This window comes from Celeribacter neptunius (assembly GCF_900113955.1).
Lineage (GTDB): Bacteria > Pseudomonadota > Alphaproteobacteria > Rhodobacterales > Rhodobacteraceae > Celeribacter > Celeribacter neptunius.
In genome coordinates this window covers 154144-180305 of sequence record NZ_FORH01000002.1, presented here as the reverse complement: position 1 = coordinate 180305, position 26162 = coordinate 154144, and the positions used below count along the sequence as shown (strand labels likewise).

26 protein-coding genes are annotated in these 26162 nt (G+C 63.7%); 22 read left to right on the top strand and 4 right to left on the bottom strand.

The window, feature by feature from the left end; translation table 11 throughout:
• Genes BM151_RS07015 through BM151_RS07005 form a run of 3 tightly spaced genes read right to left on the bottom strand, consistent with a single transcriptional unit; the run spans position 1 to position 3766 of the window.
• The gene (locus tag BM151_RS07015; protein ID WP_090059479.1) at positions 1-1056 is read right to left on the bottom strand and encodes an ABC transporter permease; all 1056 of its coding nucleotides are present in this window, start codon (positions 1054-1056) and stop codon (positions 1-3) included.
• Positions 1053-2627 (bottom strand): ABC transporter ATP-binding protein, encoded by a 1575-nt coding sequence (locus BM151_RS07010; protein ID WP_090059477.1) that lies wholly within the window; start codon positions 2625-2627, stop codon positions 1053-1055. The genes BM151_RS07015 and BM151_RS07010 overlap by 4 nt, the downstream gene beginning before the upstream one ends.
• Before the next feature lie 14 nt (positions 2628-2641).
• Positions 2642-3766, bottom strand: coding sequence for a BMP family ABC transporter substrate-binding protein (locus BM151_RS07005; protein ID WP_090059476.1), 1125 nt, complete (start codon positions 3764-3766; stop codon positions 2642-2644).
• Between the two features lie 382 nt (positions 3767-4148).
• Between BM151_RS07005 and BM151_RS07000 the strand changes: the two genes are divergently transcribed.
• The 20 genes from BM151_RS07000 (at position 4149) to BM151_RS06905 (ending at position 23929) form a co-directional block, all read left to right on the top strand.
• Complete coding sequence (locus tag BM151_RS07000) at positions 4149-4403, top strand: hypothetical protein (RefSeq protein ID WP_218151335.1); 255 nt, start codon at positions 4149-4151, stop codon at positions 4401-4403.
• Positions 4400-5038 (top strand): Rieske (2Fe-2S) protein, encoded by a 639-nt coding sequence (locus tag BM151_RS06995; RefSeq protein ID WP_090059474.1) that lies wholly within the window; start codon positions 4400-4402, stop codon positions 5036-5038. The genes BM151_RS07000 and BM151_RS06995 overlap by 4 nt, the downstream gene beginning before the upstream one ends.
• On the top strand, positions 5035-5655 hold the full coding sequence (locus BM151_RS06990; RefSeq protein ID WP_090059473.1) for a glutathione S-transferase family protein: 621 nt from the start codon (positions 5035-5037) through the stop codon (positions 5653-5655). Before BM151_RS06995 ends, BM151_RS06990 begins: the two co-directional genes overlap by 4 nt.
• An 8-nt stretch (positions 5656-5663) precedes the next feature.
• Positions 5664-6587, top strand: coding sequence for a LysR family transcriptional regulator (locus tag BM151_RS06985; RefSeq protein ID WP_090059471.1), 924 nt, complete (start codon positions 5664-5666; stop codon positions 6585-6587).
• 115 nt (positions 6588-6702) lie between these two features.
• The gene (locus tag BM151_RS06980; RefSeq protein ID WP_090059469.1) at positions 6703-7203 is read left to right on the top strand and encodes a thiamine pyrophosphate-binding protein; all 501 of its coding nucleotides are present in this window, start codon (positions 6703-6705) and stop codon (positions 7201-7203) included.
• The gene (locus BM151_RS06975; protein WP_090059467.1) at positions 7200-7808 is read left to right on the top strand and encodes a thiamine pyrophosphate-dependent enzyme; all 609 of its coding nucleotides are present in this window, start codon (positions 7200-7202) and stop codon (positions 7806-7808) included. The genes BM151_RS06980 and BM151_RS06975 overlap by 4 nt, the downstream gene beginning before the upstream one ends.
• Before the next feature lie 20 nt (positions 7809-7828).
• Complete coding sequence (locus BM151_RS06970) at positions 7829-9352, top strand: GMC family oxidoreductase (RefSeq protein ID WP_177213052.1); 1524 nt, start codon at positions 7829-7831, stop codon at positions 9350-9352.
• Complete coding sequence (locus tag BM151_RS06965) at positions 9349-10719, top strand: amidohydrolase family protein (protein ID WP_090059464.1); 1371 nt, start codon at positions 9349-9351, stop codon at positions 10717-10719. The genes BM151_RS06970 and BM151_RS06965 overlap by 4 nt, the downstream gene beginning before the upstream one ends.
• A gap of 41 nt (positions 10720-10760) precedes the next feature.
• Positions 10761-11600, top strand: a complete 840-nt coding sequence (locus tag BM151_RS06960) for an aromatic ring-hydroxylating oxygenase subunit alpha (RefSeq protein ID WP_090059462.1) — start codon at positions 10761-10763, stop codon at positions 11598-11600.
• The gene (locus BM151_RS06955) at positions 11597-14707 is read left to right on the top strand and encodes a molybdopterin cofactor-binding domain-containing protein (protein WP_090059461.1); all 3111 of its coding nucleotides are present in this window, start codon (positions 11597-11599) and stop codon (positions 14705-14707) included. Before BM151_RS06960 ends, BM151_RS06955 begins: the two co-directional genes overlap by 4 nt.
• Positions 14704-15168: a (2Fe-2S)-binding protein gene (locus tag BM151_RS06950; protein ID WP_090059459.1), complete on the top strand. Its 465-nt coding sequence runs from the start codon at positions 14704-14706 to the stop codon at positions 15166-15168. Before BM151_RS06955 ends, BM151_RS06950 begins: the two co-directional genes overlap by 4 nt.
• Positions 15165-16673, top strand: coding sequence for an aldehyde dehydrogenase family protein (locus BM151_RS06945; protein ID WP_090059458.1), 1509 nt, complete (start codon positions 15165-15167; stop codon positions 16671-16673). Before BM151_RS06950 ends, BM151_RS06945 begins: the two co-directional genes overlap by 4 nt.
• 443 nt (positions 16674-17116) lie before the next feature.
• Positions 17117-18280 (top strand): amidase, encoded by a 1164-nt coding sequence (locus BM151_RS06940; RefSeq protein WP_090059456.1) that lies wholly within the window; start codon positions 17117-17119, stop codon positions 18278-18280.
• On the top strand, positions 18277-19428 hold the full coding sequence (locus BM151_RS06935) for an acyl-CoA dehydrogenase family protein (protein ID WP_090059455.1): 1152 nt from the start codon (positions 18277-18279) through the stop codon (positions 19426-19428). Before BM151_RS06940 ends, BM151_RS06935 begins: the two co-directional genes overlap by 4 nt.
• Before the next feature lie 86 nt (positions 19429-19514).
• Entirely contained in the window at positions 19515-19877 is a 363-nt protein-coding gene (locus BM151_RS06930; protein ID WP_090059453.1) for a hypothetical protein, read from the top strand.
• A gap of 47 nt (positions 19878-19924) precedes the next feature.
• Positions 19925-21202: an aromatic ring-hydroxylating dioxygenase subunit alpha gene (locus BM151_RS06925; RefSeq protein WP_090059451.1), complete on the top strand. Its 1278-nt coding sequence runs from the start codon at positions 19925-19927 to the stop codon at positions 21200-21202.
• Entirely contained in the window at positions 21199-21693 is a 495-nt protein-coding gene (locus tag BM151_RS06920) for an aromatic-ring-hydroxylating dioxygenase subunit beta (protein WP_090059450.1), read from the top strand. The genes BM151_RS06925 and BM151_RS06920 overlap by 4 nt, the downstream gene beginning before the upstream one ends.
• A 2-nt stretch (positions 21694-21695) precedes the next feature.
• On the top strand, positions 21696-22454 hold the full coding sequence (locus BM151_RS06915) for an SDR family NAD(P)-dependent oxidoreductase (RefSeq protein ID WP_245781153.1): 759 nt from the start codon (positions 21696-21698) through the stop codon (positions 22452-22454).
• Positions 22455-22456: 2 nt separating this feature from the next.
• On the top strand, positions 22457-23422 hold the full coding sequence (locus BM151_RS06910) for a PDR/VanB family oxidoreductase (RefSeq protein ID WP_245781133.1): 966 nt from the start codon (positions 22457-22459) through the stop codon (positions 23420-23422).
• Positions 23423-23425: 3 nt separating this feature from the next.
• Positions 23426-23929 (top strand): flavin reductase, encoded by a 504-nt coding sequence (locus BM151_RS06905; protein WP_090059445.1) that lies wholly within the window; start codon positions 23426-23428, stop codon positions 23927-23929.
• 32 nt (positions 23930-23961) lie between these two features.
• Here the strand turns inward: BM151_RS06905 and BM151_RS06900 are convergent, their stop codons facing one another.
• Entirely contained in the window at positions 23962-24432 is a 471-nt protein-coding gene (locus BM151_RS06900; RefSeq protein ID WP_090059444.1) for a MarR family winged helix-turn-helix transcriptional regulator, read from the bottom strand.
• Between the two features lie 158 nt (positions 24433-24590).
• Between BM151_RS06900 and BM151_RS06895 the strand changes: the two genes are divergently transcribed.
• Together BM151_RS06895 and BM151_RS06890 are read left to right on the top strand one after the other, a co-directional pair.
• Entirely contained in the window at positions 24591-25616 is a 1026-nt protein-coding gene (locus BM151_RS06895; protein WP_090059442.1) for a TRAP transporter substrate-binding protein, read from the top strand.
• Positions 25613-26152: a TRAP transporter small permease gene (locus BM151_RS06890; RefSeq protein WP_245781132.1), complete on the top strand. Its 540-nt coding sequence runs from the start codon at positions 25613-25615 to the stop codon at positions 26150-26152. The genes BM151_RS06895 and BM151_RS06890 overlap by 4 nt, the downstream gene beginning before the upstream one ends.
• Positions 26153-26162 lie beyond the last annotated feature (10 nt).

Below are 26162 nucleotides of genomic sequence, written 5' to 3'. Positions count from 1 at the left end.
TCAGCTTTCCCCCGTCTTGTTGCGCAGGATCTTGTAATGTGCCGCCTCGTCGCCGATCGCGGCATAGAGCAGGATCAGACCCGTCACCGCCAGAACGGTGTGCGTGGTCAACCCCTGCGATTGCAGGACGATGCCACCGTTCAGGATAACCGCCATGAAAAACGCCGTGGCCAGCACGCCCAAGGGCGCGGCGCGGGCGAGCACCGCCACCATGATGCCGATATAGCCGTAATTGTTGGAAATCCCGCCTTGCAGCCGGCCGACCGTTCCGGCCGCTTCCATCATGCCGCCAAGACCCGCCAGCGCGCCCGACAGCAGCATCACGGCGATGAGCTGGCGTTTCACCGGCATGCCGGCATAGGCCGCAGCGCCGGGATTGGCGCCGGCGATCCGCACCTCATAGCCCCAGCGGGTGTAGGTGAAGACGAGCGCCAGCGCGATGGCGAGCATCACGGCCACCGGCAGGCCCCAATGGACGATGCCCCAGATCGGCGGCACCGAGACGGGCAGCCGCGCGGTGGTCGCGAGCGCCATGCCCGACGGGTCGAGCCAAGGCCCGGTGGCGACCCAATAGACCAGTAGCATGGCGATGAAATTCATCAATAGCGTGGTGATCAGCTCCGAGACATCGGCATAGGCCCGCGCCAGCGTCGGCACCAGGATCCACAGTGCCCCGCCGATCATGCCCGCAAGCGCCATCAGCGGCAGCATCAGCCATGTCGGGCCGGGCACGAAGAGCGCGATTCCCGTGGCGCAAAAGGCACCGAAATTGAACTGCCCCTCGGCGCCGATGTTCCAGGCGCCGATGCGCAGGGCGACGGCCACCGCCAGCCCGCAATAGATCAGCGGCGAAAACAAGAGCGCCAGATCTTCGAGGCCAAAGGACGAGCCGAAGGTCGAGGAGAGGACCTTGGCGCCCAGAGCGATCGGATCGCGCCCGGTCGCCCAGAGCAGGATCGCCGTGGTCAAAAGTGCCAGCACCACCGACAGGAGCCGCAGCACGAGGGCGATGCGCGCCGGGGCAATCGGCATGCGTTGCAGGCGGATCGTGCTCATGCCGCGACCTCCCGGCGTTTGCCGCCCATCATCAGCCCGATTTCCTCGACATCCGCGCCCTCGGTGGCGACCATGCCCATGATCTCACCATGAAACATCACGGCGATCCGGTCTGAGAAATTCATCAACTCTTCCAGTTCTTCGGAAATCAGCACCACGGCGACGCCCTGATCGCGCAGCTCGACGAAATAGCGCATCATCGTGTTGATCGCCCCGACATCGAGCCCGCGCGACGGGTAGGCGGCGATCAGGATCTTGTCGGCGATGCGCATTTCGCGCCGGGCCACAAGACGTTGCTGGTTGCCGCCAGAGAGATTGCGCGCGGGCATGGCGAAATCCGGCACCATGACCTCGGCCGCCTTGGCGATCTCGCGCGCCAGATTGCCGGCGCCACGGGGCGAGAACCAGCCCTTGCGGGTCAGAGGCGGCTGGCCGTATTCGCGCAATACCGCATTGTCGGTGATCGACAGCGTCGGCGCCATGCCGGACTGCAGCCGGTCTTCGGGGATATGCCCGATGCCTTTCTCGGCCATGGCACGGGCGCCGATCCGGGTGACATCTTTGCCGTCCAGGGTGATCGTGCCGGCGCTGGGCGTCGCAAGCCCGGTCATCACATAGGTCAATTCGCGCTGGCCATTGCCGGCGACCCCGGCGATGCCGAGGATTTCACCGGGGCGCAGATCGAGGGAAATATCTTTCAGCACCGTGCCCTGATCGCTTGTCAGGCTGACATTGGCGAGCGAGAGACAGGGGGGCGTGTCCTTGGGCAGGGGCGCGCGCTGGCCGGCTTCGGTCAGGACAATCTCGCGCCCGACCATCATCTGGGCGAGGCTCTTTTCGGAGCAACGTTCGGTCCATTCCGTCGCCACCTTGCGCCCGCCGCGCAGCACCGTGACGCGGTTGGAAATCTCCATCACCTCGTCGAGCTTGTGCGAGATGAAGATCACCGCATTGCCACGCGCCACAAAGGCCCGCAGCGCCACGAACAGCTCGCGCGCCTCTTCCGGGGTCAGCACGGCGGTGGGCTCGTCGAGAATGAGCAGCTTGGCATCGCGCGCCAGAACCCGCAGGATCTCGACACGTTGCTGTTCGCCGGTCGAAAGATCCGCCACCACCGCCTCGGGCTGGACCGCCAGGCCCAATGTGTCGGAGAGGGCCGAGGTGCGCGCTTCGAGCACCCGGCGCGAAATCCGCTTCGGCGTGTCGGGCCAGCCGAGATGGATGTTTTCGGCCACGGTAAAGGCGCGCACCAGTTTGAAATGCTGGTGCACCATGCCGATCCCGGCCTCGATCGCATCGGTGGGCGAGCCGAAGTCGCGTGCCTCGCCTTCGACGATCACCTCGCCGGCATCCATCTTGTAAATGCCGGTGACGATATTCATCAGGGTCGATTTGCCGGCGCCATTCTCGCCCAGAAGCGCGTGAATCTCACCGGGGTAGACCTCGAGATCGACCGCCTCATTGGCGATCACCCCGGGGAAATACTTGCTCACCCCCTTGAGGGCGAGAATGGGCGGCGTCCCGGGCGCGAGCCCGAGACGCTGTTGGATCGGATCGGGAATGTCCGTCATCTTGCGAGATCCGATCAGGCGTCGAGACCGGAGACGCCCTCGATCGACCAGTTCCAGTGATAGAGCTCTTGCTCGCTCATGGTCTCGCCCTTGGCGACTTTGACATTGCCCTTGCTGTCCTTGATTTCGCCCGAGAACGGGTTGAACGAGCCGTCCATGATCGAGGCTTTCACCGCATCGGCCTTGGCCGCCACATCGGCCGGAACGGTTTCACCCCAGGCATCGACATCGACGCCGCCGCCGAAAGGCAGGAGATCATAGGTCGGGGTCCATTCGCCGACGAGGCGACGGCGCACCTGTTCGACATAGAAGGCTTTGAAATCGACGATGATCGAGGAAATATAGGCATTCGGGCCGTAGCGGCGCAGATCGGTGTTCCACATCACGGCCTTGGCGCCGCGTTCCTCGGCTACCTGCAGATAGCCCGCCTCATCCATGATGCCAAAGAGCACGTCACAACCGTTGTCGATCAGTGCGGTGCCGGCCTGGGTCGCGGCCTGCGGGTCGAACCAGCTGTTGATCACGATGGTCTGAAGCGTGGCCTCCGGGTTCACCGTGCGCGCGCCCATCAAAAAGGCGTTGGTGCCGGAATAGACCGACGGCACCGGGAAAGAGGCGACATAGCCCAGCTTGCCCGAGGGCGACATCGCGCCCGCCGCGATGCCCGCAACATAGGACGGGTACCAATGCGAGACGTAATAGGTCCCGAGATTGTCGAGCGGGTTGCGGCCGTCGCATTCATAGAAGGCCACATCGGGCGCGCGCTTGGCCACGTCATAAAGAAAATCGCCATAGTTCGACGTGGCAAAGACCATGCAGGCGTCATCGGCGACGAATTGGCGATAGATCCGGGTGGCATCGGCGGAATAGGGAATGCTCTCGACGTAAGAGGTGCGCAGTTTCGGGAAAGCCGCCGCGACCGCTTTCATCCCCTGATCATGCGCCCAGGTCCAGCCCTCATCCGAAGTCGGGCCGGTATGGCCAAAGGCGATATGCGCGTCTTCCTCGGCCACCGGGGCGAGCGGGCCTGCGGCATGGGCCGGTGTGATCAGCCCGGTTTTCGGCAGCAGCAACCCGGCGCCGGCAGCCGCACCCATGTTGAGAAAGCCGCGGCGGGACAGGGATTTGGTGGATATCATTGGCAGAAACCTCTTGTCTGTTGGTGCGGGCCGCGCCGGTTCCCCGGTTTTGGCAGCGGGGTTGTCCCCGGCGGGCCGCAAATGAACGTGCGTGGACACTCCGTTTCCGGCGAACCGGAAACGTGAAACTCGTGTTCGATCTCGGGCGGTCTGACATGCCCATCTGTTGTCTTGATGAGAGCACGATTCCAAATGTCTAGGGCGCTGAATAGAGCGAATTTCGACACCTTTATGTTGCTTTCATGACAACACTTGACGGCGGATGTTTCCATCGTCTTACTGTCGATGCTGCGGCGCGTCATGCTGTGGCTCTCCCGAAAAAGGGAGGAATTCAAAGGAATTCTGTCAGATCCCGTGAAAGAAGATCATGAAGGCCGAACAGGTGACATTCACATTTCAGGGCATTTTGCCTGAGGCGAGTTTTGCGGAGTTTGCGCAACACCGTGCGGCCCGGTTGTCGATCGGTCTGGTGACGCGGAACCAAAGTGACACGCATGCCGAGATGCAGGTGACCGGACAGGCCGATCTGCTCGATGCGTTTGAAATGGCGATGAGCCTCGGGCCGCGCGATTGCATCGTCCATGAGGTGTTTCGCGCCGGCGAGGATGCTGACACAGACAAAGGAGTTGAGCCATGACGCAGACCGGCTGGGTGCCCGTTGCGCTGTCGAAAATGATCGAGCCGGGGACTTCGGCGGGCGTGGTTGCGGAGGGGGCGGAGATCGTCGTCTGGCGCGACACCTCTGGCACGGCCCATGCCTGGGAAGATCGCTGCCCGCATCGCGGCATGAAAATGAGTTTCGGCTTTGTGCGGGGCGATCACATCGCCTGCCTTTACCACGGCTGGGAATATGACGAGAGCGGCACCTGCCAGTATATTCCGGCGCATCCGGATCTCGAGGTGCCGAAATCGATCTGTGTCGCCCGCTATGGCGTGGCCGAAAGTGGCGGCATGATCTGGGCGCATCTGCCGCTCGGCTCGGAGCCCGCAGCCGCGTCGGAATTGCCCGTGATGGAGGGGCTGCGCTCGCTCTATCTCGATGCGCCGCTGGCCGATGTGATTGCCGCACTCGGGGCTGAACGCACCGGTTCCATGATCGCGATCGAACATGCGGGCGTCGCCTTGCGCATCGGGGTTCAGGCCGTGAGTGAGCGCCGTTCCGCGCTCCATATCACCCTGCCGGAGGGCACGCCCGACTCGGCGAAACCAATGCTGCTCGACTGGTGCGAGGCGCTGCGGCGGCAGGTCGAAGCCCGGGAGGCGGTCGCATGATCCTGCACAATTACGATCTTTTTGAAGATTGCTATCGGGTACGCCTGCTGGCGTCTTGCACAAATCAGGCATTGGAGCTGGTGAACGTCGATGCTTTCCCGGGCGCGGAGGAAAAGTCCCCCGCCTATCTGGAGCTTAATCCACTGGGGCGTCTGCCGATCCTCCAGGACGGCGATCTGACCCTGCGCGATCTTTCGGCGATTCTGATCTATCTGGCGGAAAAGGATTCGGAACAGCGTTTTCTGCCGAAAGATCCGGCGGCCCGGGCGCGGATGTTCGACTGGCTCGGTTTTGCCTGCCGCGATCTCGCCCTGGCCGCCGAGGCACGCGCCGTGGCGCTTCTCGATGCGCCGGGCGATGTCGCATCCCTGCGTGCCAAGGTCCGGGAGCTGTTTCGCGTTCTCGACGATCATCTCACCCGGCAAGCGCTCAAAGGCGAAGGATTCGTCGCCGGTGCGACGCCGAGCCTCGCCGATCTCGCGCTTTTCCCGGCCTTTGCGCTGAGCCGCGATTTCAACCTCGATCACGATGAATTCCCGCAGCTCAGGCTCTGGGCGCGGCGGATGCGTCAGATCGAGGGCTTCATCACCATGCCGGGCATCCCGGATTACCATTAGGAGCCGCCTTGGATCTTCATCGTCTCGGTCTTGTGTCCTCGCGCGTCCACCATTTCGCTCTGGTGGCGCGTCTCGGCTCGATCCGTCAGGCGGCGCTGACGCTCAATGTCGCGCCGTCCTCGATCTCGCGGGCGATCAAGCAGCTCGAGGACGATCTCGGCACGCCGCTGTTCGAGCGCACCAAACAACGGCTGCGCCTGACCTCGGCCGGCGAGCTGCTGGAATATCACATCAAGCAATCCGCGGTGGAAATGAACCGCGCGGTGACCGAGATCGGCGATCTGCAAGGGCTCCGGCGGGGCACGGTGACCGTGGCGGTGATCGAAAGCGCGGCGCGCGGCATCCTGCCCGACGTGCTCGCGGGCTATTGGGTGCGCCATCCCGAGATCAGCGTCGATGTCCGTGTCGTCGGTTCGCAGGAGGCGGTCGATCTGGTGCATCAGGGCGAAGCCGATCTGGCGCTGGCCTTTGATGTGCGGGTGCCGCGCAATGCCCGGCGGCTGACATCGGTGGCGCTGCCGCTTGGCGTTCTGGTGCCGCCGGGCAGTCCGCTGATCAAGTTGCAGGGCAAGCTCAAGGGCTATGATCTGGCGGGCGAGCGGGTGATCCTCTCGGACGGTTCGCTGACGCTCGGCAGCTCGGTCGAACAGATGTTCTCCGGCTCCTTCGTCGAGTTCTCCCGCCGTGCCCGTACCAATTCCATCGGGCTGATGATCGATCTGGCGACCCGCGGGCTCGGCACGATTCTGCAGACCAAGATCGGGGTGCAGGCCGAAATCGCCCGCGGCCAGCTGGTGTTCATCCCGCTGACCGATCCGGGGCTCGGGCTGCGTCGTCTGTCGCTGGTGTCACGGCCGAAAGGCGAGGTGTCGGAAGCGGCGCAGGCGCTGGCGGCAACGCTCGCCTCCATGCTCGAGGCGATGAAAGCCTAGTGTTGCGTAAAGTCGAACATTTCGTTCGATTATTATCGTCTTTTCGGAACAACTTTTTCCTGACAGGCTGTGCCTAACACATGGGAATTCCAACAAGAAACGCCAGAGGAAAAAGATGCAACAAAGTGCCGTTGAGGCGGTGATCCGGGGGCTCAAGCGCGCCGGTGTCACCCTCGTCTGTTATCTCCCCGACAGCTTGTTCAAGGAGCTTTACCCGGCGCTTGATGCCGATCCGGATATCCGAACCATTCAGGTGACCAACGAGGGCGAGGGGGCCGCGATCTGCGGCGGTGTGTTCCTGTCGGGGCAACGCGCGGCGCTGGTGATGGAGAACTCCGGTCTGCGCGCCTCGGTCGAACCCTTGGCCCGCATGGGGCTCGGCGCCGGTATCCCGGTGGTGATGCTGATGAGCTATCGCGGCGATATGGGCGAGAACAACTGGTGGGCCGTGCCGCACGGGACCACCATGGAGCCGGTGCTCAAGGCGCTGCGCATCCCCTATGTGGTGGAGCGCGAGGAAGAGCGGATCGAACAGGCCATCGTCGATGCCTATGAGCTGGCCTATTCCTCTTATTACCACACGGCCGTGGCCCTGTCCGGGAGTTTCGTGCGATGAAACGTTTCGACTGTATGAGCAAACTCGCCGCGCGGCTCTCCGACGAGCTGGTGATCCTGTCGCTCGGGGCCTCCGTCGACGAATGGTACAACGCCGCGCCGCATATGCGCGAAGCCTCGCTGTTTCAGCAACAGCTCGGCTGTGTGACGCCGCAGGCCTTCGGGCTTGCCTGTGGCCTGCCAGAGCGGCAGATCGTCTCGCTCGACACCGATGGCGGGCTGCTGTTCAACCTCGGCATTCTCGCCACCCTGGGCAATGAACAGCCGAAGAACCTCTTTGTTGTGGTCTGGGATAACGAGCAATATCAATCGATTGGCGGGCCAAAGACCCATACTGCCTCGGGGCGGGTGGATCTCGCCGGGATCGCGCGGGCCTCGGGCATCGATCATGCCTATACCGCCACCACGCTCGAAGAGTTCGACGCCCATTGCGAGGCCGGTCTGAAATCCGACACGCCTTATGTGGTGGTGGCGAAGGTCGCCGGTACGGTGCAGCCGGAAATCAAACGCAAACATTCCGACGGGCGCGAGGACAAATACATCTTCGTGCGCCATGTCGAAAAGACCGAAGGGATCACCATCATGGGCCCGTCGGAGCACAACTGAGGCGGATGAGGTCAAACCCCATGCCAGAGGGCTTCGATTATATCGTGATTGGTTCCGGCTCCGGCGGTGCGGCGGTGGCCCGTCGCCTGCATGACGCCGGCGCTAGGGTCGCGGTGATCGAGGCCGGCAGGTCCACCCTCGGCGTGGCCGAGATCGAAGACCCGTCGCAATGGTTCGGCCTGCAAAGCGGGGCCTGGGACTGGGGCCATCACTACACGCCGACAGAGCGCATTCTGGGCCGGGACATCGCCATTCCGCGTGGCAAGGGGTTGGGCGGCTCCTCGGCCACCAATGCGATGATGTGGTATCGCGGTGTGCCGGCCGATTATGCCCGCTGGGACGCCGTGGCGCCGGGCTGGTCCTGGGAGGACTGTCTGCCGGCGTTCAAGGCAAGCGAGCGCTGGCAAGGCGGTGAGAGGGCCTTGCGCGGTGGCTCCGGCCCGCTGGAAATCACTCGCCCCGACGCGGATCATCCGCTGACGCAGGCCATGCTGAAAGGCGGCGCGGCCATGGGGCTGCCGGTGATCGAGGACCCGAACGGGCCGGAGCCGCTGGGCGTCGGGCTGGCGAATTTCAACATCGATGCAGCCGGGCGGCGGCACACCTCTGCCGCGGCCTATCTCGCGCCGATCATCGGCTCGGAGCGGCTCACCGTGCTGACGGAGACTTTGGCGCTCGGGCTGATTTTCGAGGGGGATCGGGCTACCGGCGTGCAAGTCAGCGGGCCCGAAGGCGTTGCCGATCTGACCGCAAGCATCGGCGTCATTCTGGCGGCCGGCGCGCTCGAGACCCCGCGGCTGTTGATGCTCTCGGGCATCGGGTCGGAGGCGGCGCTGGCGCGGCTTGGCATTGCTGTGCGGCTCAAATCCGAGGCCGTTGGCCAGAACCTTCAGGACCACCCTTTGCTCCGGGCGCTGAATTTCCGGGCTTCCACCCCCTTGGGTCCGATGAAGGGCAATGGCGGTGGTACGCTGACGATCTGGAAATCCAAAGCTGAGCTGCCGCAGGCCGATCTGCTGGCCTTTCCGGTTCAGGGCCGTTCCGCGGTGCCCGCGCTCTGGGAGCAGTACGATCTTGAGGGCGACGATGTCTTTGCCATCGGTCTCGGCGTGATGCGGTCCCATTCCCGAGGAGAGATCCGTCTCACCTCGGCCGATCCGGCCGCAGCGCTCGACATTCAGCCCAATCTCCTGTCCGATCCGCGCGACCTGACAGCACTGATCCAAGGGGTCGAATTCCTGATGGAGATGGTCGGCTCCGACGGGTTTCAGCCGTTTTTCAAGGACCATATCGCGCCGCGGAGCACTGATGACATCGAGACCTTCGTGCGGCGGTCGTGCTCGACCTTCTTCCACTGTTGCGGCACCGTCCAGATGGGTGCCGATGATGACGCCCCCGTGTCCCCGAGGTTGGGCGTCAAAGGCATTCGCGGCCTCTGGGTCGCGGATGCCTCCGTCATTCCCGAAATTCCCGCCTGTCACACCCATGCGCCGGTCACCATGATCGGCGAGCGGGCGGCCCAATTCATCCTGGAGGATGCATGAGCGATTTGATCCTGAGCGCCGAAGCCATCGTGACCATGAATCCGGAGCGCGAGACCCTCTGCGACGGGGCCATTCTGGTCAAGGGCGACGAGATCGCGATGATCGGGCCAAAGGCGGAGGTGATCGCCGCCCATCCGGATGTGCCGGTCAAGGATTTCGGACGCGCCGTGCTGATGCCCGGGCTGATCAACGCCCATGCCCATTCCGGCTTTCTGCGCGGCACCGCCGAGCACCTGCCGGTCTGGGACTGGCTGACCCAGCATATCAACCCGATGCACCGGGTGCTCCTGCCGGAAGAGGCCGAGGCCGCAAGCTATCTCGCCTATGCCGAGAGCCTGCTTTCCGGCACCACCACCGTGGTCGATATGTGGCGCTATATGGACGGCTCGGCGCGGGCTGCCGATGTATTGGGCAACCGGCTGATCGCCGTGCCTTACGTCGGCGAACATCCGGAATATGATTATTTCGACAGGCTCGACATGAACGAGGGGCTGATCGAACGCTGGCATGGCAAGGCGCAGGGCCGGGTCAATGTCTGGGTCGGGCTCGAGCATCTGTTCTACGCCGACGCGGCGGGACAGCAGCGCGCCATCGACCTGTCGAAAAAGCACGGCGTGCCCTTTCACACCCATTGTTCCGAGGCGGAGATCGAACTGGCGGAGTTCGATACGCGCTATGGCAAGAGACCGATGGAGGTGTTCCGCGATCTCGGCTTCTTCGAGACGCCGCTGGCGATGTTCGCGCATGCGGTCTGGTTCTCGCCCGAAGAGGTGGAGATGATCGCCGATTACAATGTCTCGGTCGCCCATAACCCGGTGTCGAACATGAAACTCGCTTCCGGCATCGCCCCGATCAAGGAAATGCTCGCCGCCGGTGTACCCGTGGGGATTGGCACCGATGGCGAGAAGGAAAACAACAATTTCGACATGTTCGAAGAGATGAAAACCGCCTCGCTCAAGGGCAAGCTGCGCGAGCTGGACGCGGCGGCGATGGACAGCTGGTCGGTTCTGGAAATGGCCACCTCTCTGGGCGCCAAGGCGGTTGGGCTCGACGCCATCACCGGATCGCTGGAGGTGGGCAAAAAGGCCGATATCATCGCCGTGGACGGCAAGAGCCCGCGGATGACGCCGTTTTTCCCCGATGGGCGCTGGTTCAACCTGCAGCACAATCTGGTCCATGCCGTGCGCGGCGGCGATGTGCGCATGACCATGGTCAATGGCGAGATCTGTGTCGATGAGGGCCGTCTGGTCACCGGCGACATGGGCGAGATCATCGAGCGGGTCACCCGGCTCGCGCCCGGGCATTTCGCCCGCCGTCAGACCTGGCTCGATGCCAATGGCGGCGGCACGGCGCAATGGACCGATTGAGTGGACCGATTGAGGCGTGAAGCACGCGAAAGGAGCGATCAATGACCGGAACGCAGGATCCCGTGGCACTCAATGACTGGTACGCGGTAGCGAGTCTCACCGATCTCACCCGGGCCGAAGAGACCAAGCTCTTGGGCCATCCGATCACCGTGGGGCCGGGCAAATGCGTCACCCGCAACGGTGTCGCCCTGCCGGTGCGGGAGAAATTCGGGGTGCTCTGGACCACGCTCGGTACGCCGAACAAGGAGATTTTCGACATTGCCGAGAGCGAAGATGCGACCCGGCGTTTCGTGCCCTGCGGCTGGGTGAAAATGCGGGCCTCCGGCCTGCGCGTGGTCGAGAATTTCCTCGATATGGCGCATTTCCCCTTTGTCCACACCGATATTCTCGGCTCGGAACCGCATACCGAGGTCCTGGGCTACAAATCCGAAATCCGCCATGAGGTGGACGAGGTCTGGGCCACCAACTGCAAATTCTTTCAGCCGCAGATGACCAGTACCCGCCCCGATGGTGAATTTGCCCAGCTCACTTACCGGGTGCCGTCGCCCTTTGTGGTCATGCTCTACCGCGTCGTGCCCGACCGGGAAGGGGTGGAGGATGCGATTGCGCTGTTCATCCATCCGATCGAAGAGGATCTCGTGCGCGCCATCCCGGTCATGTACCTGACCGATCAGCAGGCCACCCAGACCCAGCTTTTGCGCTTTGAACAGGTGATCTTCCTGCAGGATCGGATCATCGTCGAAAACCAGCGCCCGCTCTTGTTGCCGCTCGAGGCACGTGCCGAGATCCCGACCCGGGCCGACAGTTCCTCGGTCGCCTACCGCCGATGGCTCAAGCAGAAGGGCCTTACCTTCGGCACCACCACGCCGGAGGCGGCATGAGGATCTCGCGCCCCGAGACACTTGCGGAGGCCGAGGCGCTGATCGCCGGGGGCGGTGTGCCGGTCGCCGGCGGCTCCGGCTTTCAGCTCGAATTTTCCCAAGGCGCGGTGGCGCCCGCGCATTACGTGCGGATCGGTCATCTTCTGCCGATGGGGATCTATCGCGAGATCGACGGGCTGTGCATCGGCGCCGGGACGCCGCTCGAGGAGATCCGCCAGGCTGGCCTGCCACTCCTCTCCGAAGCCTGCCGCGATGTCGCCGCGCCCAATATCCGGCGGCTGGCCACATTGGGCGGCAATCTCGCCTGGGGCAAGGGCTGTCTGATCCCGGCGCTGATCGCGCTCGACGCCACTGTCGAGACCCGCGAGGGCGAGGTGAATATCCTCGACTATCTCGCGGAGCCGAAAGGGATCGTTCTCTATCTCACCCTGCGCCCTCTGGCGCGGCAGACATGGCGCAAGATTGGCCTCAGACAGGCGTTTACCGCCTCGATCATCGCCTCCGCCGGGGCGATGACGCTGGAGCGGGGCAAGATCACCGCTGTACGGCTGGCCGTCGGTGGTGGCGCCACCCCGCCGCAACGCTTGCAGACGGTCGAGGACTGGCTGATCGGTCAGACGCCCGAGGCTGTCGATCGCGATATCCTGCGAGAGCGTCTCGAACAGGCAATCTCCGCTCCGGATTGTGCCTTCCGGTCCGCGCGCTACCGCAAACGCGTCGCCGCTGCGGCGCTGAGCGCCGGGCTCTTTGGTCTGCCGGAACGTCATGCGATCCGCCCGGTGTCGCGCCCGAAGGCGACGATACCGCCAGAGCTGACCGAACTGTCCCGCGCCGACGGCGGGGCGCGCTGGCACACCCGGCCCGACATGCCGGCGAAAATCCGCGGCGAGCTCACCTATCTGACCGACAGACGTTCCCCCGACATGCTGGTGGGCCGTATCCTGCGCGCCGGGCGGCCGCATGCCCGCATTCTCTCGATCGACACGGCCAAAGCCGAGGCGCTCGACGGTGTTGCGGCCGTGGTCACCCATCGTGACATCAAGGGGCTCAATGGGTTCGGCATCCTGTTTCAGGACCAGCCGGCGCTCTGTGCCGACAAGGTGCGCTATACCGGTGATCCGGTGGCCGCCGTCGCCGCCGTCGATGCCGAGACGGCGGCGCGGGCGCTTGCACTGATCGAGGTGATTTATGAAGACCTGCCGGTCGTGACCTCTGTCGAGGCTGCGCTCGCGGAGGAGTCGCCCGCCGTGCATGAGCGCGGCAACCTCGTCACCGAGGTGATCCACGACAAGGGCGATCTCGCGGCGGGCTGGGCCGAGGCGGTGCATGTCGTCGAAGACACTTACGTGACCCCGCGCCAGATGCACGGGTTCATGGAGACCGAAGGCGGCTGGGCCGCACCCGAGGGCGAGGGGCTGGTGGTTTGTGTCGGTGGCCAGCATGGCGCGCGCGACCGGATGCAGCTCTCGCGCATCTTGGCCCTGCCTGAGGACAAGCTGCGGGTGATCACGTCCCCCACCGGCGGCGCTTTCGGCGGCAAGGATGAGCTGACGGTGCAACCGGCGCTGGCGCTTCTGGCGCAGAAATCCGGCCGTCCGGTCCGGCTGCACCTGTCGCGGGCGGAAAGCGTCGAGGCCGGGATCAAACGCAATCCGATGTGGCTCAGGATGAAGACCGGCTGCGATGCCCGAGGCCGGATCGTGGCACAGGAGGTCGAGGTGCTCTCGGACAGCGGCGCCTATGCCTCGCTTTCGCCCGGGGTTCTGGAAACCGCGATGGAACATGTGGTCGGCCCCTATGAGGTTGGCAATTTCCACGCCCGCGGGCGGCTGGCCTATACCAACAATGGCATCGGTGGCGCGTTTCGCGGCTTCGGCGCCAATCAGATGACTTTCGCCATTGAATGCCAGATCGACCGTCTGGCCGAGAAGGTCGGGCTCGACCCGATTGCGATGCGGCGGCTGAACCTGCGCAGGCCCGGCAGTCCGGGTGTTCTGGGCCAGAAAGTCGCCCCCTCGGAGCGGCTCATTGAGATGCTCGACGCAGCTGGCGCCTCGCCCCTGTGGCGGGGGGGCGAGACCGGGCCAAAGGAGTTCGGGCCAAAGGAGTTCGGGGCAGAGGAGATGAGGTCGGAGGAGATTGGGCCGGAGGAGATCGCGGGCGTCGGCATGGCGCTGAATTACCAGGGCAATGGTCTGGGCACGATCCCCGAGGACGAGGCGGATTTCGCGCTGGCGCTCAAGGGCGGCAAGATCGAGGCCCGCTGCGGTCTCGATGAGATCGGCCAGGGCATGGTGGCCTCGCTGCACGCTGCCATTTCGACCCGGCTCGGCTGTGGCCGCGACGATGTTTCGGCGATTTTCGGAGACACGAAGCGCGCGCCGGACAGCGGTTCGACCACCGCCTCGCGCGGCGGCTATGTGGTCTGGCGCGGGGTGGAGGAGACCGCCCCGGGGTTCACCGCCGCCCTGCTGGAACGCGCTTCCGAGCTGTTGCACCGCCCGATCGAAGAGCTTGCCATCGTACCGGGGGGCATCGGCGAGGCGCGCCTCAATCAGCCCAAGCCGGTCCTGAGTTTTGCCGAACTGGGCGAGATCGCCCCGGTACAGGCGCATTACGCCTTCCCGAAATCCGACTATTTCAAGGGCAATGCCCGGTTCATCTTTGCCTTTGGCGCCACCCTGGCCCGGGTCGCGGTCAACCGGATCACCGGTGCGCTGCGCATCCTCGATCTCGAGATGCACACGGCGGCGGGTCCGGTGATCGACATGGCCTCCTATCTCGGCCAGATGGAGGGCGGGCTGGTGCAGGGTGTGGGGTTCACCCTGACCGAAGACATGCCGATGGTGAAGGGCCGGCCGGTGGCAAAGAACTTCGACACTTACATGATGCCGGGTGTGCGCGATGTGCCGGGGACCATGCGGGTGACGGCGCATGAGGGGCTCGACCCCGGCGATCCGTTCGGGCCGCGCGGCGCGGGGGAGCTGGGCATCGGCGCGGTGACCCCGGCGATCGCCAATGCCGTGGCCGATGCGATCGGGCGCTGGCCCGTGGTGACGCCTTTCCCGCCGGAGATGATCCTCGATCTGATGGAGGCGGCGCGATGATCCGGTTCACACTCAACGGTCAGCCCGCCGAAATTGCGCCCGATGCGATGCTGCTCGCCACGCTGCGCGAGAATATTGGCGCCACCGGCACCAAAGCCGGTTGCGAGATCGGCCGCTGTGGTGCCTGTACCGTGCTTTGCGATGGCGCGCCGATGAATGCCTGTCTCTTGATGGGCTGGCAGATCGAGGGCTCGGAGATCACCACCATCGAGGGGATCGGCACGCTGGCTGCTGGCGCCGTGCTGATCCGCGCCATGGAAATCGAGAACGGGTTCCAATGCGGCTATTGCGCCCCGGGGGTGATGATGAGCCTCACCGGGTTGCTGTCGCGCGATCCTGCGCCCTCGGATGCGGGCCTCGAGGAGGCGCTCGAAGGCAATATTTGCCGCTGTACCGGCTATCATTCCATCCTGCGCGGGGCCAGACTGGCGCGGAAGATGCTCAAGGACGAAACGACATGACGATCACCGTGACCGCCCCCGCCCTCAAGACCGAAGGCGCGAAAGCCTTTCTCGCGCGCGCGGTGCAGCCGGTCTGGATCGGGGGCGACTGGCGCGTGTTGTCAGAGACTTTCGACAGCCATGACCCGGCCACGGGGGGCTTGCTGACGCGGCTGTCGCGCGCCGGTCAGGATGAGGCCGATGAGGCGGTGGCGGCGGCCACTCGCGCGCTTTCCGCGCCGGACTGGGCGCAGATGCTGCCGGCAGCGCGTCAGGCGCTCCTGTGGCGGATCGCTGATCTGATCGAGGCCCATGCCGATGAGCTGGCCGAGCTCGAATGTCTCGATCAGGGCAAGACCTATGCCACGGCGCGGTTTGGCGAGCTGAACGGCGCGATTGCGCAGTTTCGCTATTACGTGGGCTATGCCACCAAGTTGGGCGGCCAGACCATTACCCCCTCAATCGGTTATGCGCCCGAGGGCAAACAGGTGATGGCCTACACAAGGCGCGAACCCGTCGGTGTGGTCGCGGCCATCGTGCCGTGGAATTCGCCGCTGCTGATGGCGGCGATGAAACTGGCGCCGGCGCTTTGCGCGGGCTGTACGGTGATCCTGAAACCGGCGGAAGAGACCTCGTTGACCGCTGTGCGCCTTTGCGAGTTGCTCGAAGAGGCCGGGGTACCTGCCGGGGTCGTCAATCTTTTGACCGGCTTCGGACACGAGGTGGGCGAGGCGCTCGGCACCCATTCGGGCGTGGCGAAAGTCGCCTTTACCGGTTCGACCGAGATCGGGCGGCACCTTTTGGGATCGGCCCAGGGCAATCTCAAGAAGCTGACCCTGGAGCTTGGCGGCAAATCCCCGGCGATCGTCCTGGAGGATGCCGATCTTGCCTTGGCCGTGCCGGGGGTGGCGCGGGGGATCTTCGGCAATTCCGGTCAGGTTTGTGTCGCCGCCTCGCGGGTCTATGTGCATCGCAAAATCTATGACGCTTTCGCCGAGGGCTTTGCCAAGGCCGCGGGCGCGCTGCGTCTGGGGCACGGGCTCGCCCCGGGGAGCGATCTCGGGCCGCTGATCAACCCGGCCCATGCCGCGCGGGTGGCGGGGATGGTCGAGGCCGGGCGCCAAGAGGGCGCCGAGGTTCTCGCGGGCGGGCAGGGCAATGCGGAGCATCCGGCCTTCTACCGCCCGACGGTTCTGGCGCATGTGACGCCCGATATGGCGCTGATGCGCGAAGAGATCTTCGGCCCCGTCACCACGCTGACGCCGTTCGATCACGCCGATGAGGTGATCGCCATGGCCAATGACACGGAATACGGGCTTGCCGCGTCGGTCTGGACCGAAAGCCTGTCCTCGGCGCATCGGCTCTCGGCGGCGGTGCGCGCGGGCACGGTCTGGGTCAATTGCCACAGCTATTTCTCGCCGGAATTGCCGAAAGGCGGCATGAAAACCTCCGGCTGGGGCGTCGAAAACGGCGCACAGGGGCTCGACAATTATCTCGAGAACAAGACCGTCTGCATGGTCATCTGAGCCGCTCCGCTCCGCTCCGATCGGAGCTGCGCTGAACTGAACTATTGCGTCAGATCAGAGAGGCACCCCCGGTCGCGCCACTTTGCGGACCGGCCGTGACCCACTCGGAATTTCTCATCCCGCTGGCATGCGCCGCCGGGCGCGCTGCCTCGATTTGTCTGCGCGGGATGACTCTCCGTGCGACTCACTTTGAGGGCGCCTGAAATCCGAAACTGCATATTTTTTCCGCGCGCTTTCTCGGGGCATGCCGGGAAAATTTGCGGTAAAGTTACCCTAAATCATTCCCGGATCAGGAAATTTACGCCTTGCGCAAATAGTGCAGGGTTCGGTTTTCTTTTTCCTTGACGGGGGAGAATTTTACGTGAAAGTTACTGTAAATAGTCGCAACGAACGACAGCTCGCCTGAACAGATCCTCTGACGGGCGGGACAACAGGGAAAGACCATGAACGCACCTGCCAGCCGCAACGCCGCGCTGGTTCAGGCCCTCGACCTCGGGGGCGATGGACCACGTGTGGCCGTCAAAGATTGCATCGATATCACGGGCACCGTCACCGGCTGTGGCTCAGCGGCTTTCGCCGGGGCTGTCCCGGCAACCGAGCATGCAGAGATCGTCGGGGCACTGCTCGACGCAGGTTGCAAGATCGTGGGCAAGGCCAATATGCATGAGCTTGCTTTCGGCATGACCGGGGTGAATGGTTTCACCGGCACGCCGGTCAATCCGATCTGGCCGGACCGTATTCCGGGCGGCTCGTCCTCGGGCTCCGCGGTCGCCGTGGCCGCCGGGCTCTGCGATTTCGCGGTGGGGACCGACACCGGCGGCTCGATCCGTCAGCCCGCCACCTGTTGCGGCGTCTTCGGCATCAAACCCACATTCGGACGGGTGAGCCGCAAGGGCCTGACCCCGCGCCACAGTTCGCTCGATTGCCCGGGCATTCTCGCCCGCGACATGGAAATGCTGACCCGGGGCATGGCGGCGATCGATCCGAGCTTCCAGGCCGAGACCCTAATCCACGCGCCCAAGCTCGGGCGGATCAAATCCGAAGGCGTGGCGCCCGAGGTCGGCGATCCGCTGGTCTATGCGCTGATGGATGCCTATCCTGATATGCCCTATGAGCTGCTGCCCTCATTCGAGGCAGCCTTTGACGCCGGCATGGTCGTCATGTCGCATGAGATGGCGCAGGAATTCGGGCCGATGCTTGATCGCGGCGCGCCTTTTGGCCCTGACATCGCCGCCCGTCTCGCCAAGGCGCAGACGGTGAGCGCAGCACAGCTGGCCGAGGCGGAAGAGATCCGCACCCGTTTCACCGCCGAGGTCGATGCGCTGCTCAGCCGTTATGATGCGCTGGTCACGCCCTCGTTGCCCATGGTGCCGCCGACACTCGATGCGGCGAAAGACCCGCAAAACGTGCTTTCGCTCACCCGCTATCAGAGGCCCTTCAACCTCTCGGGTCACCCCGCTCTCACATTGCCCGCGCGCAACAATGCCGGTCTGCCCATCGGGTTGCAGATCGTCGGCCGCAAGGGCGAGGACGCGAAACTCTGCGCCATCGCGCGCTGGATCACGTCCTGCATTCCGCTGTTTCAGTCAAAGGACCGCACCCAATGACCTATCTTTCCAAACTGGCTTTCGAGCAGGCCGATGATGCCGGCTATCTCGCCGTTCTCGAAGAGATCCGCCGCCGTCGCGCCGAATTCACCAGCCTGCGGCATGTGCCGCTCGACATGGTCGAAAAGCTTCAGCGCATCGGCGCCTATCGCGCCTTCGTGCCGGCGCGTTTCGGCGGCGACGAGCTGTCGCCTGCGGATTTCTGTCGGCTGATCGAAGACATTTCCGCCGCCGATGCCTCCACCGGCTGGGTCGCCTCCTTCGGTGTTTCCGCCACCTATCTTGCCGCTCTGCCGCCGAATACCTATGCCGCGATCTATGGTCAGGACCCGGACACGGTGTTTGCCGGCGCAATGTTTCCGCCGCAAAAGGCCGAAAAGGTCGACGGCGGGTTCAAGGTCAACGGCCGCTGGCCCTGGTGTTCCGGCATCATGGGGGCGTCGCTTGTCGGCACCGGCATCAAGGTCGAGGGCGATGACACGCCGCTGCCGCGCGTTGCCGTGCTGCCGCGTGACAAGGTGACGGTGGACGAGGTGTGGGACACCATCGGCCTGTCCGCCACAGGGTCGCATGACGCCGTGGTTGAAGATGTCGTGGTCGACCCCGAATGGACCTTCATCCGAGGTGGCAAGCCGACCATGGACGATGCGATCTTCCGTTTCCCGGCGATGGCGCTGGCGGCGCAGGTGCTGGCCGTGGTCGCGCTCGGTGCAGCACGGGAGGCGCTGGACTTTCTCGTGGAGGATGCCCGCAAACGTGCCTCGATCACCGGCGCCCCGAACCCCGGCGCACGCCCCTATGTGCAAAGCGAATTCGCCAGGGCCGAGGGCCTGTTGATGGGCGCGCGCGCGGCCTTCTACGACACGATCGAAGCCGCCTGGGAGGAGTTGAAAACCACCGGCGATGTTTCCCCCGACATGAAAGTGCGCCTGCGGCTCGTCGCCACCAAGGCGGCGCGTGACGGCGCGGAGGCGGCCCGGCTGGCCTTTGTCATCGGCGGTTCCGGCGTCATGGCCACCGGCCACACGCTCGGGCGCTGCATGGTGGATGCCGCCTGTGTCGCGCAACACGCCTTTATGGGCGAGGGCACATGGTCGGCGGCGGGTGCGGCCTTCTTCGATCAGCCGACAATGCCGGGATACCCATGACGGGGTGGCGCCGGGCTATCCTGGAGCCAAACCAGATCTGAACCAGACATTCCCCCCCCAGACATCCCCCAAAGCGGAGCAAAGACATGAGCGAGACCCAACCGATCCGAACCCTTCTGTGTTTCAACAACCACGCGGCGTTCTTCAGCCTGCCGTTCGATCAGATCGGCCCGGTCTGGAAAGCCACGCAGGAGCTGATGGCCTCGATCGACCAGATGGAAGGTGTCGAGATCGTCGGCACATTCGATGACGATCAGACCTTTGTCGGCGCCTCGGTGGGCTTTCCCTACACCTGGTACATCATGGCCGATTTTCCGAGCCGCGATGCGGTCAAGGCCGCCTGCAACCTGTTGCGCACCATCGTGGTGGGCGAGGGCAATGACCGGCTGTGGAAATACATGACGGTCGAGGCGCGCATGGGCCGTGCCCTCGAAATCCCGCAACTGTGAACTGATGCGGCTCCGCCCGAGAGGCGAGCCCGATGAAAGGAGCTGACATGTCGCTCGATATGCCAAAGTTCAGCGATCTCGACGCGCTCTATGATAGCGAGAACGCCTTGGTCGCCACCTCCATGTACGAGGACCCGGAGCTCTTCTCCGAAGAGATGGAGAAGATTTTCAAGAACACCTGGGTCTGGATCGCGCATGAGAGCGAATTTCCCGACAAGGGATCGTTCAAGCTGAGCCAGGTCGGGCTCGAACCGGTGATCGTGGTGCGCGACCGCAAGGGCAAGATCCATTGCATGGTCAACCGCTGCCGCCACCGGGCCGCCACCGTCTGCGAAGTGAAAAAGGGCAAGACCTCGTCCTTCCAATGCCCCTATCACGGCTGGGGCTACGGGCTCGACGGTAGCCTGCGGGCGCTGCCCTATCCGGAGCAATATGGCGACGATTTCGACAAGGCCCAACATGGCCTGCTCAAGCTGCGCACGGAATCTTACAACGGCATGGTCTTTGCCACGTTCAAGGAAGATATCGAACCGCTCGAGGACTTCCTCGGCGAGGCGGTCTGTCGCTATATCGACCTGTTCATGAAACAGGGCGGCGGCTTCCCGGTGAAGGTTCTGGGCGAGCATCAGTTCACCGTGCCGATGAACTGGAAGGTGCAGCTCGAGAACACCACCGACGCCTATCATTTCCCGATCGTGCACAAGAGCTTCATGCAGACGCTCGATGGCGCCACCGAGGAGATGTTCGACTTTCTCGACAAGGGCAAGGGCTGGGTCGAGGACTTGGGCAATGGCCATTCGATCATGATGATGATCCCGGAGCTTGAAGATCTCGATAAGGATCTCGATGCGCCGATCCCGGAGCGCTTTGCCGAGCTGGCCGAGGAGATCCGCGCCGAGGGCTACCCGGAAGATCAGGTGAAAAAGATCGTCCGCGCCGTCGGCGGGGCCGGGTTCAACCTGAACCTCTTCCCGAATGTGTCCTTCTCACTGGCCTTCTTCCGGGTGCTCACGCCGATCTCGGTCGAGCAGACCGATATCCGCCACATCGCCATCGGCATGGATGGCGGACCGGATGTCGCCAATCAGGCACGGATCCGTCTGCACGAACATTTTCAGGGCCCGATGGGCTTCGGCTCTCCCGATGACGCGGAGGTCTGGGAACGCATCCAGCGCGGCACCAAGGGCGGGCCGGATCTCAAGATCCTGGTCAATCGCGGCATGGTCGACGAAGACGCCGGCCCCGACGGTCCGCGCGGCCATATCTCTGCCGAGACCGGCATGCGCGCCGCCTATCAAATGTGGAAAAGGATGATGTCGCAATGACCGAGATGAGCAAGATCGACGCCAAATCCATGCTGGCCGATGTCACCGAATTCATCTGGGCCGAAAGCGCCATGCTCGATCTCAAGGAGTATGACGACTGGCTCGACCTGTGGGTGGCCGAGGGGCTCTATATCATGCCCATCGGCGACACGGTGGATTACAAGAACGCCGTCAACCTGTGCTATGACAATGACAAGATGCGACGCGACCGGATCGGCCGGTTTCATCAGGGCTTCTCGATCTCCTCTGCGCCGCCGGCCCAGACCGTTCGCACCCTGTCGCGGTTTCGCATCGAGGCCGCCGAGGGCGATCTGGTCACAGTCTCCTGTGCAGAGCATCTGGTCGAAGACAAATTCGGTCGCCAGCGCATCTGGGCGGGCAATGTCGAATATATCCTCAAGATCACCGACGCGGGCTTCAAGCTGCAACAGAAGGTGATCCGTCTTCTGAATTCCGACGGGATGCTGAACTCGTTCAGCTATTTGTTCTGATGGTGGCCCCTTTGCCTGAGAAGATCCAAACCGCCGTCGTCACGGGCGGGGCCCGTGGCTTCGGTGCCTCTGTCGTGCGCGCGCTGCACAAGGCCGGCTACCGCGTGGTGATTGCCGACATCAACCCGGGCGAGGAGGGCAAGGCCTTGGCCTCCGCGCTCGATCTCGCCGGCGAGACCGCGGTGACCGCGACGCTCGATGTTTCGAAGCCCGAAGATTTTCAGGAGGTGCTCGACAAATGTATCGAGCGCTATGGTTCCGTCGAGGTGCTGGTGAACAATGCCGCCCGCACCATGGTGCAGCCGCTGATGGAGATCGATCCCGCCACGTTCAACGAGATCATGGCGACCAATGCTGGCGGCACTTTCGCCGGCAGCCAGATCTTTGCCCGGCATTTCAAAGAGCGGGGCTATGGCCGGATCGTCAACATGGCCTCGCTCGCGGGGCAGAATGGCGGCACCGCCACGGGCGCGCATTATGCGGCCTCCAAGGGCGCGATCCTGACCCTGACCAAGGTCTTCGCCCGCGATCTCGCGCCCTTCGGCATCACCTGCAACGCCGTGGCACCCGGTCCGATGGACACGCCGATGGTGCGTGATGTGGTTGGTGACAATGTCGAAGCGTTCCTGAAGAACATCCCGGTCGGCCAATTCGGCGATCCGGATTTCGTCGCCCGGATGGTGGTGATGCTCGCCAGTCCCGAGGCCGGTTTCGTCAATGGCGCCTGCTGGGATGCCAATGGCGGGCTCTACGTGAGGTAATGATGAGCATGACTAATGCACAACAGCTCAGGGTCTTGTCCCGCATAGATGATCGCGGCGATATTTCCCGCATCCGGTTTGCACCGGTCGAAGGCGGGGACATCATCGGTTTCGAGGCCGGGGCGCATCTCGATCTCTACCTGCCGGAGCTCGATCTCTGGCGGCAATATTCGCTCTGCTCCGATCCGTCGGAAACCGGGTTTTACGAGATCGGTGTGCTGAAAGACCCGCAAAGTCGCGGCGGTTCGCTCAAGGTACATGAGACGGCCGCCGAAGGTGCGATCTTCACCGTCGAAGGCCCGCGCAATCACTTCCCGCTCGACGAGACGGCGGAAACGACCGTGCTCTTGGGCGGTGGCATCGGCATCACGCCGATGATCGCCATGGCCAAGCGCCTGGATGCTCTGGGCAAGGACTTCACCCTGCATTACTGCACCCGTTCGGAAGAGGTGACGGCGTTCCTGGACGAGCTCAACGGCTGCGGTTTCGCCGACAGGGTGGTGTTCCACTTCGATGACAAGGACGCGGATCAAAAGCTCGATCTCACACGCGATCTGCCCGCGCCGGGTGCCGGCACCCATCTCTATGTCTGTGGCCCGCAGGGCTTTATGGATTGGGTGATCGACACGGCCGAGGCGGCGGGGCATGCCTCCGCCAATGTGCATCGCGAATATTTCTCCGCCGATGTCGACGTGACCGGCGACACATTCGAGGTGGAATGCGCCGAGAGCGGCGTGACCATCACGGTCGGTCCCGATGATACGATCGCCAAGGCGTTGGCGCGCGCGGGCATCAAGATCGAGGTGAAATGCGAAGAGGGCGTCTGTGGCACCTGCCTCACCGATGTGCTCGAGGGCGAGATCGATCACCGCGACCAGTTCCTCACCGACGAGGAACGCGAAGACGGCGACGTGATCTGTGCCTGTTGTTCCCGGGCCAAGGGGCCGAAACTGGTGCTGGAGATCTGAGCCATGGTTGAACTGACGCAAACCCAGCGCGATTTTCGCGAAGGCATGAGTCGGCTTGGCGCGGCGGTGAACCTGATCACCACCGATGGCCCGGCGGGCCGACACGGGATCACCGCCTCGGCGGTCTGTTCCGTCACCGATGCGCCGCCGACCTTGATCACCTGCATCAACAAGTCCGCCTATGCGCATGATAGGTTTGTCGAAAACGGTGTTCTGGCGGTCAATGTCCTGGCCTCCGAGCATCAGGCGCTCTCGGCGCATTTCGCCCGCTATGTCGAGGGCGTCGACCGCTTTGCCTTTGGCGACTGGGATACGGCCAGGACCGGCTCACCGATGCTGGCGGATGCCAATGTCGCTTTCGATTGCCGCATCACCGGTCGCCACGAGGAGGGGACGCATTCGGTGTTCTTCTGCCAGGTCGTCGCCGTGCGGCTCTCCGAAGAAGCCCGCCACGGGCTGGTGTGGTTCAGTCGCGACTATCATCACCTGAATGCGGAGCAAGCCTGATGAAACAGCGCCGGCGCCCAAATCTCAGGCGGTCAGATCATCCGTGCCAGATCCGTGCTGATCTTGGCGAGGATCTCGTTGACGGTCTGCAATTCGGCGGGCGTGGTGTTGAAGAAACTTTCATCGCGAATGCGTTCCACCTCGACCAGCGCCTTTGCGCGCAGCGCGTCGCCGGCCTCGGTCAGGCAGACCTCGGTCACCCGGCCATCGGTCGGACGGACCCGGGTCTCGACCAGGCCGTCGGTGATCAGCCGTTGCACGATCTTGGTCGTGGTGTTCAGTTTGACGGTGGAAAATTCCGCGATCTCGGAGACCGACATGTAATTCTGACCGTAGAGCGACATCAGAACCCGCCAGCGCGGCGCATCCACCCCGATCGGTTTCAGGCGTTTCTCGAGCGCGCGGGTGTAATAGGCATTGACCCGGTTGATCCAGAAATAGGGCCAGGTATCACGAAAATGCTCCGGCGCGTCCTTGTCATTCTGTGGGATGTCTTCGGACATGTCATTCCTCCCAAACTGCCCGCGTCCGGTCGTCCTCCACGCGGCAACATTCATAAAAACGGATTTGATATCTGGCGTTTGTCTCAGATATCCCGCAACAATAGAAACGCTCGTCCAAGGCGTCATACCACCAACGAGTTCCAACAGGGAATATGAAAATGAACGTGAAACTTAAAAAGACCGCCGGGCTGACGGCGGCATTCGCACTCTGCTCCGGTCTGGCACAGGCCGAAACCACGATCACCGTGGCGAACTGGCTGCCGCCCTCGCACCCGCTCGTCTCCGACGTGATCGTACCGATGACGGAACAGATCAAGGAGGCCACCGGTGGTGAGGTTGTCGCCAATATCCTGCCGGCGCCGCTTGGACCGCCGGGCGCGCATTTCGACTTCGCGGTGAATGGCGTGGCCGATATCACCTTTGGCGTCCAGGGCTATAACCCGGGCCGGTTCAAGACCACGAATATCGCCGAGATCCCGTTCATCGGTGACAGCGCCGAGGTGACCTCGGTCGCCTACTGGCGGGTCTGGGATTCGATGCTGAAACAGGCCGGCGAATATGACGGCGTCAAAGTGCTCGCGGTCTTCACCCATGGTCCGGGCGAGATCTTTCTGAAGGACGGCGATGCGACGGCTCCCGATCTGCTCGACGGCAAGAAGCTCCGTGTCGGTGGCGGCATCGTCCATGAGGTCGCGTCGACCCTTGGCGCCGTGCCGGTCGAAGGCCCGTCGTCGAAGGCCTATGAGCTGCTGTCTCAGGGCGTTGCCGACGGTATCCTCTTCCCCTACGAGTCCGTGAACTTCTTCAAGCTGATCCCGCAGCTCGATGTCGGTGTCTCGGTCCCCGGCGGGCTCTACAACACCTCGTTCTACATCGTGATGAACAAGGCCAAGTTCGACAGCCTGACGCCGGAACAGCAGGCGGCGATCGACAGCGTCACCGGCGAGGCCCTGTCGCGCATGGCCGGGCAGATGTGGGATGACGTGGATGCCAAGGGGCTCGCCGCCATGGAGGGCGAGATTACTGTCACCCCCGCCACCGAGGCGCAGATGGCAAGCTGGCAGAGCGCGTTGCAGCCGGTGATCGACGCCAAGATTGCCCAGGTCTCCGAGACCGGTGTCGATGGCCCCGCCGCCTATCAGATGCTGCGCGACGAGATCGCCAAACTCGAGAGCGGAGAATGAGACAGCCTGTTCTCATGGATGAAAAGCAACAGGAGGCGGCTCGCAAAGAGCTGCCTCCGGGCAAGCTTCTCGGCCCGGCGGGCGTGGCGCTGGCCGCGCTTGGCGGCGTCATGCTCACGGCGATGATGGGGCTCACGGTCTGTGACGTCATCGGCCGCTACCTGTTCAATTCCCCGATCAAGGGCGCGGCGGAACTGACCGAAGTGCTGCTCTGCGCGACGATTTTTCTCGGTCTCGGCGCCGTGTCGCTGAAAGAGGATCACGTCACCGTCGATCTGGTGACCGACAAGATGCCCAGCTTCATCCAGCCTTATCGGCTGGCGCTTGCCGGGCTGTTCAGCGGCGGTGTGCTTCTCGTGGTGAGCTGGCGGCTCTGGATCTATGCGGCACAGATCGGCGGCTATGGCGGCTCGACCACCAATCTCGCCATTCCGATTGCGCCGCTGGGCTATTTCTGCGCCATCTGCGCCGCTCTGGGCGGGTTGATCACCGCTTTTCTGCCGCTCAAGCGCCTCGTGGCGCGCCATACTGTCTGAAGGATCTGAG

What these genes read in the sequence shown, in the direction of transcription:
- BM151_RS06970 (WP_177213052.1), top strand. Translation starts at nt 7,829, where the DNA reads ATGCCAGAGGGCTTCGATTATATCGTGATTGGTTCCGGCTCCGGCGGT.
- BM151_RS06940 (WP_090059456.1), top strand. Translation starts at nt 17,117, where the DNA reads ATGAACGCACCTGCCAGCCGCAACGCCGCGCTGGTTCAGGCCCTCGAC.
- BM151_RS06960 (WP_090059462.1), top strand. Translation starts at nt 10,761, where the DNA reads ATGACCGGAACGCAGGATCCCGTGGCACTCAATGACTGGTACGCGGTA.
- BM151_RS06895 (WP_090059442.1), top strand. Translation starts at nt 24,591, where the DNA reads ATGAACGTGAAACTTAAAAAGACCGCCGGGCTGACGGCGGCATTCGCA.
- BM151_RS06950 (WP_090059459.1), top strand. Translation starts at nt 14,704, where the DNA reads ATGATCCGGTTCACACTCAACGGTCAGCCCGCCGAAATTGCGCCCGAT.
- BM151_RS06965 (WP_090059464.1), top strand. Translation starts at nt 9,349, where the DNA reads ATGAGCGATTTGATCCTGAGCGCCGAAGCCATCGTGACCATGAATCCG.
- BM151_RS06955 (WP_090059461.1), top strand. Translation starts at nt 11,597, where the DNA reads ATGAGGATCTCGCGCCCCGAGACACTTGCGGAGGCCGAGGCGCTGATC.
- BM151_RS07010 (WP_090059477.1), bottom strand. Translation starts at nt 2,627, where the DNA reads ATGACGGACATTCCCGATCCGATCCAACAGCGTCTCGGGCTCGCGCCC.
- BM151_RS06900 (WP_090059444.1), bottom strand. Translation starts at nt 24,432, where the DNA reads ATGTCCGAAGACATCCCACAGAATGACAAGGACGCGCCGGAGCATTTT.
- BM151_RS06995 (WP_090059474.1), top strand. Translation starts at nt 4,400, where the DNA reads ATGACGCAGACCGGCTGGGTGCCCGTTGCGCTGTCGAAAATGATCGAG.
- BM151_RS06930 (WP_090059453.1), top strand. Translation starts at nt 19,515, where the DNA reads ATGAGCGAGACCCAACCGATCCGAACCCTTCTGTGTTTCAACAACCAC.
- BM151_RS06980 (WP_090059469.1), top strand. Translation starts at nt 6,703, where the DNA reads ATGCAACAAAGTGCCGTTGAGGCGGTGATCCGGGGGCTCAAGCGCGCC.
- BM151_RS06990 (WP_090059473.1), top strand. Translation starts at nt 5,035, where the DNA reads ATGATCCTGCACAATTACGATCTTTTTGAAGATTGCTATCGGGTACGC.
- BM151_RS06975 (WP_090059467.1), top strand. Translation starts at nt 7,200, where the DNA reads ATGAAACGTTTCGACTGTATGAGCAAACTCGCCGCGCGGCTCTCCGAC.
- BM151_RS06920 (WP_090059450.1), top strand. Translation starts at nt 21,199, where the DNA reads ATGACCGAGATGAGCAAGATCGACGCCAAATCCATGCTGGCCGATGTC.
- BM151_RS07005 (WP_090059476.1), bottom strand. Translation starts at nt 3,766, where the DNA reads ATGATATCCACCAAATCCCTGTCCCGCCGCGGCTTTCTCAACATGGGT.
- BM151_RS06925 (WP_090059451.1), top strand. Translation starts at nt 19,925, where the DNA reads ATGTCGCTCGATATGCCAAAGTTCAGCGATCTCGACGCGCTCTATGAT.
- BM151_RS07015 (WP_090059479.1), bottom strand. Translation starts at nt 1,056, where the DNA reads ATGAGCACGATCCGCCTGCAACGCATGCCGATTGCCCCGGCGCGCATC.
- BM151_RS06905 (WP_090059445.1), top strand. Translation starts at nt 23,426, where the DNA reads ATGGTTGAACTGACGCAAACCCAGCGCGATTTTCGCGAAGGCATGAGT.
- BM151_RS06890 (WP_245781132.1), top strand. Translation starts at nt 25,613, where the DNA reads ATGAGACAGCCTGTTCTCATGGATGAAAAGCAACAGGAGGCGGCTCGC.
- BM151_RS06945 (WP_090059458.1), top strand. Translation starts at nt 15,165, where the DNA reads ATGACGATCACCGTGACCGCCCCCGCCCTCAAGACCGAAGGCGCGAAA.
- BM151_RS06935 (WP_090059455.1), top strand. Translation starts at nt 18,277, where the DNA reads ATGACCTATCTTTCCAAACTGGCTTTCGAGCAGGCCGATGATGCCGGC.
- BM151_RS06910 (WP_245781133.1), top strand. Translation starts at nt 22,457, where the DNA reads ATGAGCATGACTAATGCACAACAGCTCAGGGTCTTGTCCCGCATAGAT.